Source organism: Hyphobacterium sp. (assembly GCF_965228115.1).
Lineage (GTDB): Bacteria > Pseudomonadota > Alphaproteobacteria > Caulobacterales > Maricaulaceae > Hyphobacterium.
The window spans coordinates 673,434-686,735 of record NZ_OZ245794.1 but is presented as its reverse complement, the minus strand read 5'-3'; the positions used below and the strand labels follow the sequence as shown (position 1 = coordinate 686,735).

Sequence of the window (13,302 nt, the reverse complement as noted above, 5' to 3'; positions counted from 1 at the left end):
TATACAATTATAAATAGTAATAAAGGATCGGTCGGAGAGGGCGGGGGAATGATGACAGTATCGCTGACACCACAACAGGATGGATTGCCACCCGATCACACGGCCGAGTTCGTGATGGAAATGTTGAATGAGCTTGCCGCGCTGTCAGATCGCGCCGGTCTTGCGCAATCAAGTGCGTTGATTTCGGCTGCGATCCCGCTCGTAGAGTTGGAAAACCGATCTGACTATCGACGGCCGTCAGAATAATCTGCCTGGACGGAGCCTCCGGGTAAGATATTCGCGCGGCCAGCCAGTTCGAGCTCAACCAATACACTATGGACCAAACCTGCGGGCAGATCAGACTGCCGGACGACCTCGTCGATGCTGACAGGTGAGGGGGAAAGCAAATCTGCGATCCGCTCTCTTACGGTCGAATTCGTTTCGACGTCATTATCGACCCGGTAGTCTTCCGTATCAGATTCCGCTGCTACCGGGCGTTTGGCCTGCTGCAAGATCTCGAGCACGTCATCAGCGTTTTCGATAAGTGCAGCTCCATCCCGAATGAGCTTGTTCGTCCCTTTGGCGCGCGGGTCCAGCGGTGAACCGGGCGTGGCCATAACTTCACGGCCCTGTTCGGCCGCCAATCGGGCTGTAATCAGTGAGCCGGAGCGCATGGCCGCTTCAATTACGACGGTGCCAAGCGACAGCCCCGAAATCAGACGGTTCCGACGCGGAAAGTCGCGGGCTGTCGGTGTGCCACCGAGGCGCGATTCCGTGACGAGCAGACCGTCGCGGGCGATATCCCGATGCAATTCAGCATGTTCAGGTGGATAGATATGATCGATCCCGCCAGCGAGAACCGCAATCGTTCCGGTGGTCAGCGACCCGCTGTGTGCGGCCCCATCTATTCCTCGCGCCAGGCCCGAGACAATCGTGATTCCGGTGCGGCCCAATTCATTTGCCAGATCGCGCGCGAAGCGGATTCCAATTGCAGACGCGTTTCTGGATCCGACAATCGCACAGCAGGGCGCGGCATCAGGATCCAGACGCCCCATCACGGTGATCACCGGCGGTGGGGGATCGAGAGCCGCAAGCAGATCCGGATAATCGGGTTCGCAGGCCATCAATAGTCGCGCGCCTTGAGTTTCTGTTGCTTCCAGTTCCGCCTCAGCGGCCTCTGGAGCCAGGATTTTAAGCGGTTTTTGGCGACCGCCACGCGCGGCCAGATCAGGCAAAGCCTCGAGGGCGTTCGCCGCGTTGCCGAAGCGGGCTATCAGCTTGGAAAATGTAACCGGACCAACCTGGGGCGTGCGGGCCAGCCGCAGCCAGTCAATGCGTTCAGCGGCAGATAATTCCCGCCGGATCACGCCGACTTCGCGCCAATGAGCGGTTCGCCGCCGGCGAGTATCCGGGAGATGTTGGCGCGATGCCGCCAATAAATCAGTGCGGCCAAAAAGACGCACAGAACAGCAACATCGGGGCGATCAAACGCGTAAGCGATGATCGGCGCAGCGGCTGCAGCGACTAGCGCGCTTAATGAAGAAATGCGCAGCATGAGCGCCATCCCAATCCAGGTCAAAGCGGCGAGAATGCCAACGGGCCAGGCCACTGCGAACAACGTTCCATAGAAGGTGGCGACGCCCTTGCCGCCTTTGAAGCCGAGCCATACCGGGAAACAGTGCCCCAGGAATGCTGCACCGCCGGCGACGAGGCCTTCGGTGGTGCCAAACAGGGCGGTGAAGATAAGCGCCGCTATGCCGGCTTTTCCCGCATCCAGAATGAGCGTGGCGGCGGCGAGATCTTTGCGGCCAGTGCGCAGCACATTTGTAGCGCCGATATTCTTTGATCCGATGTCTCTTATGTCGCCGAGCCCGGCGAGGCGCGTCAGGACGAGCCCAAACGGCACCGAGCCGAGGAGATAGCCGCCAATGGCGGCCATTGAGATCGCGATTAATTCCCAACCGGACATAAGCTACCCCTTCTGGTTGTAGACAATGCCCCCATCAATGAGGGTCATCAAGACCTGCCCCTGAAAGCGCCGGCCTTTCCAGGCGGCATTCTGCCGCAAAGACCGGCTGCTTTCGGTGTCGAACACCCACGGTTTGTCACCATCAACGAGCATCAGATCAGCCGGTGCGCCGATATCAATCCGCCCTTGAGGCAAGTTCAGCAGATCCGCCGGGCCACTTGTCAAAGGGCGAAGCGCCGAGATCAGGTCCAACTCATCTTCGTGCACCAGGCGCAACATGTTTGCCAACAAGGTTTCGATAGAAATCGAGCCGGGTGCAGCTTCCGCAAACGGTTGGGCCTTGGCGTCCGCACTCATTGGGGTGTGATCGGATACCACAGCATCAATCAGCCCGCTCTCAATAGCCGATAACAACGCACGCCGGTCTTCCTCGCTGCGCAGCGGCGGAGACAGTCGGAAGGCCGGATCCAGCCCGTCGGCATCAACGGCATTCAGAGCGAGATTTGCGATGCTGACGGTCGCGCAGACTTCGAGACCGCGCTTCTTGGCTCGAGATACCGCTTCCAGCCCTTCACGGGTTGAAACCCGATCAATCATGAGCCGACCGCCGGTCAGCTCTGCAATGGCTACATCGCGGTCAATCGCGATCCGTTCGGACATGGCCGGCTCGACGTGAAGACCATAGCGGGCAGCCGCTTCGCTTTCGGTGGCAGCCGCCTGGCTAGAAAGAGACGTGACCCGCGCTGGTGACGCCACCCAAAGCTCGAACCCGGCGGCATAGTTGAGGACATTCCGGAAGCTGGCTGCGTCTGCAATTGGCCGGTTTCCTTGAGAGACGAAAGCAGCGCCGCTTTCGGCCATCAGGCCCATTTCCGACAGGGTTTCACCCGCCAGGTTTGCAGTCGCGCCGCCTGCGATCAGCAATTTGACCGGCATAGGCCGTGCGCCGGATCGCAGCGCCAACACGGCCTCAGGTGTATCGATAGGTGTCGCATCAGTCGACGAGACGACAACCGTTCCAACCCCGCCTTGGGCGGCGGCTTGAGCCAGGCTGTCGAGCGTTTCGCCATTGGGCGTGAAGGCCGGTTCAATGGCAGCCCGCAAATCAATAACCGCAGGGGCCAGAATGGCCCCGCCCGCGTCGATGACATGGTCGCCATTCTGGGCAATGCCTTCGCCGAAATCAGCGATTAGCCCGTCTTCGACGCGCAGATCAGAAAGCTCATCGCGGCCGGTCGCGGGATCAACGAGGCGAGCCTGAAGAAAGGTGAGGGAGGTCATCGCCTGAGTTCCTCATTCTTGCGGGCGCGCACGCCCAATTGTTCCAGCACAGCCATTCGGATCGCGACCCCGGCTTCGACCTGGTCAAGCACCAGGCTACGCTCTGGATGATCCGCCAACGCGCTATCAATTTCGACATTGCGGTTCATCGGACCCGGATGCATCACCACACATTCAGGATTGGCAAGCTCCAGCCGACGCTCGGATACGCCCCAGAAATGAAAATATTCCCGCGTTGACGGAATGAAGGCGCCTGACATGCGCTCGCGTTGAAGACGAAGCGTGATCACCGCATCGCAGCCTTCCAGCGCATCATCCAGATTATGAAAAATGTCCGCGCCCCATCGATCGACATCGACGGGTAAGAGCGTGGGCGGCGCGCATAGTCTAATCTCAGCGCCCAATAGGTTCAGCATCCCAACGTCTGAACGCGCGACGCGGCTATGCAGGATATCCCCGACAATCAGAATACGCTTGCCGCCGACATCGCCAATACGGCGGGTGAGCGCAAACAAATCAAGCAAGCCCTGCGTGGGATGGGAGTGCATGCCATCGCCCGCATTGATCGTCGCGATGCCGGTTTCGCGGTGAATGAGATCAGCCGCGCCAGTGGAGGCATGGCGCACGACCAAAAGGTCTGGCCGCATGGCGGCCAGCGTCCTCGCCGTGTCGGCCAGCGTTTCGCCTTTCTTCGTAGAAGAATTTGAAGCGGTAAAGTTGACGACGTCCGCACCCAGGCGCTTCCCAGCCAGCTCAAAGGAGGCAAGGGTGCGGGTAGACGGTTCGAAAAACAGATTGATCTGGGTCAGCCCACGCAGGACGTCATGTTTTTTGTCCGGTGAGCGATTGACATTGAGCCAATGCTCGGCCCGCTCGAATATTATTTGAATATCTAAAGGATTGAGATCATCGACCGTGATGAGACGGTCATGCGGAAAATCATAGCTAAAGTCAGCGCGACCCATGTGAATTCCCAGCTGATTTCGGGCGGTATAAGGTGCAAGTCGGTTTCCGGCAATCCCTTGTGGGTGCCAGGCGTGTGGAGAAGGTCGATGCGGATCCGGGAAATGACGGCAGAAGATGCTGATGCTGTCCTGTCGATTTATGCCGAAGGGATCGCAACCGGCCATGCGACCTTTGAGAGCGAAGCGCCCGATTGGGCGGGATTTGACGCCAAGCGTTTGAAACAACCGCGGCTGGTAGCTGTTGATGGTGAAGGAACCGTTTTGGGTTGGGCGGCGGCGTCGGCTGTATCCGACCGGTGCGTTTATGGCGGCGTGGCGGAAGGCACGATTTACATCGCCAGGGCGGCGCGGCGGAAAGGCGTCGGCCGCAGACTGCTGACGGATTTTGTGAAGGCGGCTGAAGATGCAGGCATCTGGACGTTGAATGCAGGAATTTTTGCTGAAAACATCGCCTCTATTCAGCTTCACGAGGCTTGCGGATACCGGATTGTCGGCACGCGAAAGGCACTAGGAAAAATGAGCTATGGTCCAAAGGCCGGGCAATGGCGCGATGTGGTGTTGATGGAACATCGCAGCCAGCGGATCGGAGTGGATTGAGATGATCGCAGTAATCTCAGCGATCGCATTACAAGCGGCACCGGTCGAAAGCTGCCCGGTGGAACTGGTTGTACTCGGCGTCGCGCAGGATGGCGGCATTCCTCAGATCAATGTGCAGGATGATCCGGCCTGGGATGATGAAAGCCTGAGGCACCGGGTCGTCTCCCTTGGCGTGATCGATCATGAGGCGGGAAAACGATATCTCTTCGAGGCAACACCGGATTTCCGGGAACAAGTCCGGGATTTGAACGAACGGGCCGGAACCAGCGGTGCGCCGGACGCGATTTTCATCACCCATGCGCATATCGGCCACTACACGGGTCTGATGTTTCTAGGCTTTGAGTCGATGAACGCGGACAGCGTTCCGGTTTATGTCCCGCCGATGATGGCCTTTTTTCTGACAGAGTCCGGCCCTTGGAGCCAGCTTGTTGAGTACGAAAACATCGAGGTTCGTGAGCTCTTGAGTGAAAGGGTCGAGATGGAAGACGGCGGCCGGTACGTTGGTTCAAGCCGATTGACGGGGCATTCATCTGACCGGATTTCTGTCAGAGCATTCGCGGTGCCTCACAGAAGAGAATTTGCCGCAACTGTGGGCTACCAGATTGAGGGACCAGCCAAGTCAGCGGTCTTCATCCCTGATATCGATAGCTGGGAGGAGTGGGGTCTGAGCATTGAGGACGTGGTTCAGGAAAATGACATCATCTATGTCGATGCGACATTCTTTGACGACAACGAGCTGCCCGGAAGGGATATGAGTGCCATCCCCCATCCGCGCGTATCTGAAACCATGGACCTGTTCCAGGACTATCCTGACGAAATCCGTCAGCGGATCCGCTTCATCCATTACAATCACACCAACCCCATACGGTATGAAGACAGCGAAGAGACACGCGAAGTGCTGGAGCGCGGTTATCGGATTGCCCGTGAAGGCGAGACCATCTGCCTCTAGCCGATTTGGGTCGCGACCCAGACCGCCAGCGGCAGAGTGATCATGGACAGCAAGGTAGAAGCCGTCACATCGCCGGCCGTGAGACGGCGATCTCCGCCGAGTTGTTGCGCCAGCACATAGGCAGACGCGGCTCCAGGTGAGGCCCCAACGAGAACGACAATCGCGAGTTCATCGCCGCGCACGCCAAAAGCGTAGGCGACCGCGCCAAAAACAAATGGCGCAACAATCAGCTTCATGGTCACGGAAATCGCCAGTAAATGCCGCCTCGCGTTGAGTGCAGAGAAATCCAGCGCTGCGCCGACGGCTAACAGTATCAAGGGCAAAGCGGCACGACCCATCAGCGCGAGGACATCGGCGATAGGTCCGGACTGGAACCAACCAAAGACATTCGCCACGCCGCCCGCAAGGCAGCCAAGAATCAGCGGATTTGAGATAATCCGCCAGAGCACCGCCCCTACATCCGGTTTCTTCTCGCTGGTGCCCCAGATCGTCAGGACTGTCACAGCCATGACATTCACAATGGGAATCGTGACGACCATTATGAGCGAAACCAGGACCTCACCGCTCAGCCCGTAGGACAGGGTTGCGAGCGCCAGAATCACCAGCCCGTTCCAGCGCACCGAGCCTTGGAAAATACTGGTGAAGGCGGGCCCATCGGTGTTGATCAGTGGCTTCAGGGCAATGGCGAGCGCGCCCATGGCAATAAAACCGAGTGCCGCAGCGGCAACGGCGGGCGCAACCGTGATGGCGTCAAAATCAGCTCGCGAAATTACCGAGAAGAGCAGGGCAGGCGAGAGGCCCACATAGGCCAGCCGGGAAATGGCGGGCCATTGTTCCGCCGGCATCAAGCCGGAGCGCCTTAATCCCCAGCCCACGCCAATGACCGCAAAGATGGGCAGAAGCGCGCCGAAGATCGGGTTCATCCTGAAAGAGCCTCGATCGCGTCTTCCAGAATAACCGAGGCCGCATAGGCGTCGATCAGACGATCTATTTCGTCGCGTTTCTTGCCGGTCGCGCGAAGTCGTTGTTCCGCCTTGTCGGACGACAAGCGTTCATCCTGATAAAGGATCGGAATGTCTCGAAGCCGCTTGAGGTTTGTGCCCAAGGCGCGAGCGGATTGTGCTCTTGGACCGATCGAACCGTCCATATTGATCGGCAGGCCGATCACTAGGCCTACGCAGCGAAACTCATCATAAAGCTCGAACACGCGTGCGGCATCCACCGAGAACTTTCTGCGCTGGATTGTTTCAACCGGCGTGATGATGCCGCGTTCGGAATTTGTGACCGCAACGCCCAGAGTTTTCTCTCCCGGATCAAGCGCGAGAAGCGGGCCTGTTGGCGGAATGCCGGTTGCGTCAGACATGATTGTTTGCGTGCGCCTGCATCGGTTTTCAGTCAAGCTTTCTTGCACCGCACAACGCGCATTGCTAGTCAGTCGCTTTGTTGGATGATTTCCACGAAATGAGGCGAAAGTCATGGCCGTCACAGAAGACGATGTGAAACGTATTGCGCGGCTTGCGCGGATCGCTGAACCCAGCGACCGGCTGACCGCGTTGACGGGTGAGCTGAACGGTATCCTAAACTGGATCGAACAACTCAACGAGGTCGACACCGACGGCGTTGAGCCGATGACCACGCCTGTGAAATTTCCGCTTCCTCAGCGCGAGGATGTGGTCAGCGATGGCGGCATTCGCGACAAGGTGCTGGCTAATGCGCCGAAGGCCGAAGAAGGTTTCTTCGTGGTGCCGAAAAGCGTCGAATAAATGAGCATTATCGTCCGATATGCCGATCCGCTCAGCAGCGAGGCGCGCGATTTGATCGCTGCGCTCGATGCGGAGCTATCCGGGCATTATGACGAGGAAAACAACTTCCCGATGGCGCCTGAAGAACTGGTCGACACCAAGATCGATTTCTTCATGGCCGAGACCTTCGAAGGCGAGAAAGTCGGAACCATCGCGCTGCGCCGGTACAAGGACTATGCGGAGATCAAGCGCATGTTCGTGGCCGAACCAGCGCGCGGAAAAGGCGCAGCTCAAGCCTTGCTGAAAGCGGCGCATGAAAGCGCTAAGCAGCACGGTCTGCCGAATGTGCGGCTGGAAACGGGCTCCTATCAGAAAGCCGCGATCGCGCTTTACGAGCGCGCCGGCTATATCCGCCGCAGCTCGTTTGGCGAGTATCCACCGGAAAGCGAGCAAAACATCTATTTCGAGATCAACCTTGCCGATGAAGAGGCAGATGGATCATGACTGATCTTCTTTCCCATTCCCTCGCGGACATTACCGCGAAGCTGAAGGCGCGTGAGGTGTCCGCGACGGAAGTTGCGACTGCTGCGCTGGATGCCGCGGAAGCCTCTCAAGGCGCGCTGAATGCGTTTACGGCGATTAACCGCGACAAGACGTTGGCCATGGCCAAAGCCTCTGATGAGAAGCTGGCCAAGGGCGAAGGCGGTCTGATTGAAGGCGCGCCAATTGCGGTGAAGGATCTGTTTGCGGTCGAGGGTGTTTCGACCACGGCGTGCTCACATATCCTTGATGGGTTTGAGCCCCCGTATGAGTCCACCGTCACGACAAAGTTATGGGAAGCTGGCGGTATTTTCCTGGGCAAGACGAATATGGACGAGTTCGCTATGGGATCGTCCAATGAGACCTCCTATTTTGGCAATGTCATCAACCCGTGGCGCGCTGAGGGCTCTGACGCCCAGCTGACGCCTGGTGGGTCCTCCGGCGGTTCGGCGGCGGCTGTGGCGGCGGATATCGCGTTCGGCGCTACTGGTACGGACACTGGCGGTTCGATCCGTCAGCCTGCTGCGTTTACAGGAACCGTTGGCGTGAAAGGCACATACGGCCGCGCATCCCGTTTGGGTGCGGTTGCATTTGCGTCATCGCTTGACCATCCGGGCCCCTTCGCAAAATCGGTGAAGGATGCGGCCATTCTGATGCAGGCCATGTCGGGTCATGATCCCAAGGAGTCGACCTCGCTGCCGCTGGATGTGCCGGACTGGATTTCCGCCGCGTCTGCTTCGATCAAGGGCAAGCGAATTGGCGTCCCCAAGGAATACCGAATGGATGGCATGCCCGATGAGATCGAAGCACTGTGGCAGCAGGGCGTGGAATGGCTGAAAGCGGCCGGGTGCGAGATAGTCGATGTCTCCCTGCCGCATACGAAGTATGCCCTGCCGACCTATTACATCATCAACCCGGCGGAAGCCTCATCCAACCTCGCGCGCTATGACGGCATGCGGTACGGCCTGCGGGTCGACGGCGAGGATCTGACCGATACCTATGAAAAATCCCGCGCTGAAGGGTTCGGTGATGAGGTGCAGCGCCGGGTCTTGATGGGCACTTATGTGCTGTCGGCGGGTTATTATGATGCGTACTACCTCAAAGCTCTGAAAGTACGCCGGCGCATTCTTGAGGACTTCGAAAAAGCCTTTGAACAGTGTGATGCGCTGCTGACGCCCTCGACGCCATCGGCTGCATTCGAGTTGGGCACGAAATCGGATGATCCGATCTCGATGTATCTCAATGACATCTTCACGGTGACGGCCAATATCGCGGGCGTTCCGGCGATGTCAGTTCCGGCCGGGCTGGATGGCTCAGGCCTGCCGCTGGGCCTTCAGGTCATCACGCCTGCGCTGGATGAGGCGACCATGTTCTCCGTCGGTGCGGCATTGGAAGATGCGGCCGCCTTTACTCGCAAGCCGGGGAAATGGTGGTGACACCGCATCCCGCTCTTCGCCTCGTTGGCCCGGTCATCTTTGCCGGCGGACTGCTTGCAGTCTTAGGTGCATTGATCTTCTCGGGCCGTATTGCGATCGAGAATGGTGAGTTGATTGGTAGCATCATCCTGGCCTGTGGCGGGGCGGCACTCCTGTTCGGAATGATTACGCGCGCTGCGTGGCGTGCCGTTGAATCGGCACATCGTCAAAATGAACAAGCTCAAGCCGGAGATAAGGAATGAGCGATCACACATTCACGCTGCCCGGAGCGACGGGCGATTGGGAAATTGTCGTGGGGATGGAAGTCCATGCCCAGGTCGCGTCCAATTCCAAGCTGTTTTCCGGCTCGGCCACAGAATATGGCGCGGAACCAAATACGCAGGTCAGCCTCGTTGACGCCGCCATGCCTGGTATGTTGCCGGTCATCAATTCCTATTGCGTGGAACAGGCCGTCCGCACCGGTCTGGGACTGAACGCCAAAATCAACGAATATTCGCGCTTTGATCGGAAGAATTATTTCTACCCGGATCTGCCGCAGGGCTATCAGATCAGCCAATTCCAGTTCCCGATTGTGGGTGAAGGCGAGATTGAGTGCGAGCGCGATGATGGCTCACGCTTCGTTGTGGGCATTGAGCGCCTGCATCTGGAGCAGGATGCCGGTAAGTCGATCCATGATCTCGATCCGAATGCGACCTATGTGGACCTCAACCGCTCAGGCGTGGCTCTGATGGAAATTGTCTCACGGCCGCATATCCGCTCACCGGAAGAAGCTGCCGCCTATATGAAAACGCTGCGCACCATTGTCCGCTATCTGGGTACGTGTGGCGGCGATATGGAAAAGGGTCAGATGCGCGCGGACGTGAATGTCTCGATATGCAAGCCCGGCGCGTATGAGAAGTTCCGTGAGACAGAAGATTTCTCGCATCTCGGTACACGGTGCGAGATCAAGAACGTCAACTCCATGCGCTTCATCATGCAGGCGATTGTCTATGAAGCAAACCGGCAGATCGAGCTGGTCGAGGATGGCGGCACGGTTGATCAGGAGACGCGGCTGTTTGATGCCAACAAGGGCGTCACGCGCTCCATGCGGTCGAAAGAAGAAGCGCATGATTATCGCTACTTCCCTTGTCCCGACCTGTTGCCGCTGGAATTGTCGCCAGAGCGTATCGCCGAGATCAAAGCAGATTTGCCAGAATTGCCGGCGGAGAAGCGCAAGCGTTTCGTCGAGGAAATGGGCCTGACCGAGTACGATGCGTCCGTGCTCGCGGCGGACAAAGATCGCGCCGATTATTTCGAAGCGGTCGCGGAAGGCCGTGATGGCAAGCTGGCGGTAAACTGGGTCAATAACGAGCTGTTTGGCCGATTGAACAAGGAAGGCCTGGGCATCACCGACAGCCCGGTTTCTGCAGATCAACTCGGTGAGCTCGTCGAACTTATCTCTTCAGACGTCATTTCCGGCAAGATTGCCAAAGATGTCTTCGAGATCGTCTGGACTGAAGGTGGCAGCCCGAAACAGATCGTCGAGGAACGTGGCCTGAAGCAGGTCACCGATACCGGCGCGATCGAAGCCGTGATCGATCAGCTGATTGCTGATAATCCTGATCAGGTGGCGTCTATTGCAAAGAATCCGAGGGCCATGGGCTGGTTTGTTGGCCAAGTGATGAAAGCCATGCAAGGCAAAGCCAATCCAAAAGCCGTGAATGAAATCCTGCGGAAGAAGCTGGGCGGGTAGAGAAACCGGTTTGCTTTCGCGGCGTTCCGAGTCAGTGTAACCACCCAAGTATTGAAAGGTGTTCATATGTTGGAAGGTATCGAAAAACCGATGCCCGGCAGGGACGCCGCTGGCCATGGCAAGAACGTACATTCCTGGTTTCAACGATAGGGGCCGTCGTCCTTCTCGGGATTGTCCTGCTTGTGTTTGCGGTTTCTCGCTAAATCAGCATTCGACCAAAAAAACCGCTGAGAATCGGCCTGAATTCCCTTGAAATCCGGTGGCGGACGACATATCTCCGCTCCAGCAGAAAAGGAGCCTCCCCATGCCGCTTTTCAATAACGCACGTAAATCCGCCCGTCGTCTCCGCAAGGGTCAGAGCTGGACGGATAATGGTTTCGCACTGACGGTCGTCGGTGCCATGTCGACGGCAGGCCTTGGTGCCCTTGTCGCTTCGACCATGATCTAGAGTTATTTCCGCCCGGCCTGCCGGGCGTCGAATGGCAATAAAGAAGCCCGGCGCATAAACCGCGCCGGGCTTTTTCTATTCGCAAAAAAATTACTGGTTGAAGGTCGTGATGGTGTACTCAGCGACTTCATCCGCCGCGCGTGTCACAGCATTATTGGCGCTGCCGCCGAAGAACCCGCTGTCGATGCGTCCCTCAGACTGAATTCGCGACAGGACTTCGCCGGAAGCATCACGGAAGACGACTTCGATCGTCGTGGACGCTTCGCCCGCATTTCCAATTCCGCCCCAGAAATAGCGGGCCATACGATTTCCGCTATTGAAGGCCAGAAAACGATATTCAATCGTCAGGCCGCCCGATTGTTCAGTAAACATGCCGCTATCAATGATCCGTTCCCGCAAGCGCGATTCGAACTCCTGAACCGCGCCGCCATCAACTGGAACTGTATGGGTTCCGGCGCTAATTGAGGCATCGTCAAACCGCATTCCGCCGGTATAAGCGCTATCGACCAGGGTGGAGGCTGTTCCGCAAGCCGCCAAAGTGGCAGCGGCAAAAATAGTGATCAAAATCCGATGCATGGTGTTCCCCGCAATTGTTAAAAGCGGCGCCATTGTTAGACGCAAGCGTGTCCGAGACAACCACAAAACGTAAGGATTCGACAGAAAACTGACAGCTAAAGCAGGCGGATCTCTTTCAATCGTTCCACCAGAAATTCCTGAGACGAGATTGGCTCGGGATAATGGTTCACGCCATCTTTTCCGATGCAGTTTTCCAGCGTGCGGATTTCATAGTCCGGGCGGAAGTGCAGGAAGAAGGGCACCGAAAAGCGTGCGAATTTCTGGCGCTCCGGAGCAGGGTTGACCACTCGGTGGGTGGTCGACGGCAGCACATTGTTAGTGAGGCGCTGCAGCATGTCGCCAACATTAATGACCAGGCAGCCAGCCGGTGGGTTCACACTGATCCAGTCGCCCGTGCGGCGATCAATCACCTGAAGGCCGGCTTCATCCGCGCCCAGTAACAGCGTGATCGTGTTGATGTCTTCATGAGCAGCGGCACGGACAGACCCCTCCGGCACCGTTGAATCCTGAGCGGGATAGTGCAGTAGTCGAAGAACGGAGTTGCCGTCCCTGATGGTGTCATCAAAGAAGTACTCGTCCAGTTCAAGATCGCGAGCTACGGCGCGCAAGAGGCGCGTGCCCAGCCTGTCAAGCGCATTATAAAGATCTTTGACCGCGTCCCATCCTTCGATTTCGTCAGGCGTTATGTTGTCCGCCATCGTCTCGCGATAGGGATGATCGGCAGGCAGTTCCCGGCCGACATGCCAGAATTCTTTCAGGTCGATATGGTCTGAGTCTTTGGCGGCTTCCGTGCCGAAGGGGGTATAGCCGCGGGCGCCTGCGCCGCCCTTGATGAAATATTTTTGCTTGATCCCATCAGGGAGGGCAAAGAAGGCCTTCGCGCGATCCAGCGCTTTGTCAATGATGGCCTGATCCACGCCATGGTCAGATATGACTGCAAAACCAAACCGGCGAAACTCTTCTCCTAGTTCAGCCGCAAAGGTCTCGGGATCGGTTTCATCCAGCTTCATGGAAACTGGCGGGATAACTTGGTCGCTCATTTCGCCCTCACGAATTTCCGCGTTGTTTTACTTTGCGATTTCAGCAGG

The 13,302-nt window shown here is 57.7% G+C and carries 17 protein-coding genes; 9 read left to right on the top strand and 8 right to left on the bottom strand.

What is annotated here, in order from left to right:
- The first annotated feature begins 48 nt into the window (after positions 1-48).
- Complete coding sequence (locus ACO079_RS03785) at positions 49-246, top strand: hypothetical protein (RefSeq protein WP_421791916.1); 198 nt, start codon at positions 49-51, stop codon at positions 244-246.
- Here the strand turns inward: ACO079_RS03785 and dprA are convergent.
- Genes dprA through ACO079_RS03765 form a run of 4 tightly spaced genes read right to left on the bottom strand, consistent with a single transcriptional unit; the run spans position 225 to position 4,194 of the window.
- The gene (gene dprA / locus ACO079_RS03780) at positions 225-1,346 is read right to left on the bottom strand and encodes a DNA-processing protein DprA (RefSeq protein WP_421791914.1); all 1,122 of its coding nucleotides are present in this window, start codon (positions 1,344-1,346) and stop codon (positions 225-227) included. The genes ACO079_RS03785 and dprA overlap by 22 nt on opposite strands.
- On the bottom strand, positions 1,343-1,948 hold the full coding sequence (plsY, locus tag ACO079_RS03775; RefSeq protein ID WP_421791913.1) for a glycerol-3-phosphate 1-O-acyltransferase PlsY: 606 nt from the start codon (positions 1,946-1,948) through the stop codon (positions 1,343-1,345). Before plsY ends, dprA begins: the two co-directional genes overlap by 4 nt.
- 3 nt (positions 1,949-1,951) lie before the next feature.
- On the bottom strand, positions 1,952-3,229 hold the full coding sequence (locus ACO079_RS03770; RefSeq protein WP_421791911.1) for a dihydroorotase: 1,278 nt from the start codon (positions 3,227-3,229) through the stop codon (positions 1,952-1,954).
- Positions 3,226-4,194: an aspartate carbamoyltransferase catalytic subunit gene (locus tag ACO079_RS03765; protein WP_421791909.1), complete on the bottom strand. Its 969-nt coding sequence runs from the start codon at positions 4,192-4,194 to the stop codon at positions 3,226-3,228. Before ACO079_RS03765 ends, ACO079_RS03770 begins: the two co-directional genes overlap by 4 nt.
- An 87-nt stretch (positions 4,195-4,281) precedes the next feature.
- Here ACO079_RS03765 and ACO079_RS03760 point away from each other — a divergent pair, with 87 nt between their 5' ends.
- A complete protein-coding gene (locus tag ACO079_RS03760) occupies positions 4,282-4,791 on the top strand; it encodes a GNAT family N-acetyltransferase (RefSeq protein ID WP_421791907.1) in 510 nt (169 codons plus the stop codon).
- Position 4,792: 1 nt separating this feature from the next.
- Positions 4,793-5,740 carry an MBL fold metallo-hydrolase gene (locus ACO079_RS03755; protein ID WP_421791905.1) on the top strand — a complete coding sequence of 316 codons (948 nt, stop codon included), beginning with the start codon at positions 4,793-4,795 and terminating at the stop codon, positions 5,738-5,740.
- Here the strand turns inward: ACO079_RS03755 and ACO079_RS03750 are convergent.
- Positions 5,737-6,663 (bottom strand): AEC family transporter, encoded by a 927-nt coding sequence (locus ACO079_RS03750; protein WP_421791903.1) that lies wholly within the window; start codon positions 6,661-6,663, stop codon positions 5,737-5,739. The two genes, ACO079_RS03755 and ACO079_RS03750, sit on opposite strands and share 4 nt — an antisense overlap.
- On the bottom strand, positions 6,660-7,103 hold the full coding sequence (gene ruvX, locus ACO079_RS03745; protein WP_421791902.1) for a Holliday junction resolvase RuvX: 444 nt from the start codon (positions 7,101-7,103) through the stop codon (positions 6,660-6,662). The genes ACO079_RS03750 and ruvX overlap by 4 nt, the downstream gene beginning before the upstream one ends.
- 112 nt (positions 7,104-7,215) lie before the next feature.
- Here ruvX and gatC point away from each other — a divergent pair, with 112 nt between their 5' ends.
- The 6 genes from gatC to ACO079_RS03715 all read left to right on the top strand — a co-directional run bounded on the left by gatC (position 7,216) and on the right by ACO079_RS03715 (position 11,638).
- A complete protein-coding gene (gatC, locus tag ACO079_RS03740) occupies positions 7,216-7,503 on the top strand; it encodes an Asp-tRNA(Asn)/Glu-tRNA(Gln) amidotransferase subunit GatC (protein WP_421791900.1) in 288 nt (95 codons plus the stop codon).
- On the top strand, positions 7,504-7,986 hold the full coding sequence (locus ACO079_RS03735; RefSeq protein ID WP_421791899.1) for a GNAT family N-acetyltransferase: 483 nt from the start codon (positions 7,504-7,506) through the stop codon (positions 7,984-7,986).
- Positions 7,983-9,458: an Asp-tRNA(Asn)/Glu-tRNA(Gln) amidotransferase subunit GatA gene (gatA, locus tag ACO079_RS03730; RefSeq protein WP_421791897.1), complete on the top strand. Its 1,476-nt coding sequence runs from the start codon at positions 7,983-7,985 to the stop codon at positions 9,456-9,458. Before ACO079_RS03735 ends, gatA begins: the two co-directional genes overlap by 4 nt.
- On the top strand, positions 9,455-9,700 hold the full coding sequence (locus ACO079_RS03725) for a hypothetical protein (RefSeq protein WP_421791895.1): 246 nt from the start codon (positions 9,455-9,457) through the stop codon (positions 9,698-9,700). The genes gatA and ACO079_RS03725 overlap by 4 nt, the downstream gene beginning before the upstream one ends.
- Positions 9,697-11,190: an Asp-tRNA(Asn)/Glu-tRNA(Gln) amidotransferase subunit GatB gene (gene gatB / locus ACO079_RS03720; RefSeq protein ID WP_421791893.1), complete on the top strand. Its 1,494-nt coding sequence runs from the start codon at positions 9,697-9,699 to the stop codon at positions 11,188-11,190. Before ACO079_RS03725 ends, gatB begins: the two co-directional genes overlap by 4 nt.
- 304 nt (positions 11,191-11,494) lie before the next feature.
- Positions 11,495-11,638, top strand: a complete 144-nt coding sequence (locus ACO079_RS03715; protein ID WP_421791892.1) for a hypothetical protein — start codon at positions 11,495-11,497, stop codon at positions 11,636-11,638.
- A 90-nt stretch (positions 11,639-11,728) separates the two neighbouring features.
- Here the strand turns inward: ACO079_RS03715 and ACO079_RS03710 are convergent, their stop codons facing one another.
- Positions 11,729-12,214 (bottom strand): DUF4410 domain-containing protein, encoded by a 486-nt coding sequence (locus tag ACO079_RS03710; protein ID WP_421791890.1) that lies wholly within the window; start codon positions 12,212-12,214, stop codon positions 11,729-11,731.
- 95 nt (positions 12,215-12,309) lie between these two features.
- A complete protein-coding gene (locus ACO079_RS03705) occupies positions 12,310-13,254 on the bottom strand; it encodes an isopenicillin N synthase family dioxygenase (RefSeq protein WP_421791889.1) in 945 nt (314 codons plus the stop codon).
- Positions 13,255-13,302 lie beyond the last annotated feature (48 nt).

Bases quoted from the DNA above. Each gene is read 5' to 3' on its own strand.
- ACO079_RS03785 (WP_421791916.1), top strand. From the start codon at position 49: ATGATGACAGTATCGCTGACACCACAACAGGATGGATTGCCACCCGAT.
- plsY (WP_421791913.1), bottom strand. From the start codon at position 1,948: ATGTCCGGTTGGGAATTAATCGCGATCTCAATGGCCGCCATTGGCGGC.
- ACO079_RS03770 (WP_421791911.1), bottom strand. From the start codon at position 3,229: ATGACCTCCCTCACCTTTCTTCAGGCTCGCCTCGTTGATCCCGCGACC.
- ACO079_RS03765 (WP_421791909.1), bottom strand. From the start codon at position 4,194: ATGGGTCGCGCTGACTTTAGCTATGATTTTCCGCATGACCGTCTCATC.
- ACO079_RS03760 (WP_421791907.1), top strand. From the start codon at position 4,282: ATGCGGATCCGGGAAATGACGGCAGAAGATGCTGATGCTGTCCTGTCG.
- ACO079_RS03755 (WP_421791905.1), top strand. From the start codon at position 4,793: ATGATCGCAGTAATCTCAGCGATCGCATTACAAGCGGCACCGGTCGAA.
- ACO079_RS03750 (WP_421791903.1), bottom strand. From the start codon at position 6,663: ATGAACCCGATCTTCGGCGCGCTTCTGCCCATCTTTGCGGTCATTGGC.
- ruvX (WP_421791902.1), bottom strand. From the start codon at position 7,103: ATGTCTGACGCAACCGGCATTCCGCCAACAGGCCCGCTTCTCGCGCTT.
- gatC (WP_421791900.1), top strand. From the start codon at position 7,216: ATGGCCGTCACAGAAGACGATGTGAAACGTATTGCGCGGCTTGCGCGG.
- ACO079_RS03735 (WP_421791899.1), top strand. From the start codon at position 7,504: ATGAGCATTATCGTCCGATATGCCGATCCGCTCAGCAGCGAGGCGCGC.
- gatA (WP_421791897.1), top strand. From the start codon at position 7,983: ATGACTGATCTTCTTTCCCATTCCCTCGCGGACATTACCGCGAAGCTG.
- gatB (WP_421791893.1), top strand. From the start codon at position 9,697: ATGAGCGATCACACATTCACGCTGCCCGGAGCGACGGGCGATTGGGAA.
- ACO079_RS03715 (WP_421791892.1), top strand. From the start codon at position 11,495: ATGCCGCTTTTCAATAACGCACGTAAATCCGCCCGTCGTCTCCGCAAG.
- ACO079_RS03710 (WP_421791890.1), bottom strand. From the start codon at position 12,214: ATGCATCGGATTTTGATCACTATTTTTGCCGCTGCCACTTTGGCGGCT.
- ACO079_RS03705 (WP_421791889.1), bottom strand. From the start codon at position 13,254: ATGAGCGACCAAGTTATCCCGCCAGTTTCCATGAAGCTGGATGAAACC.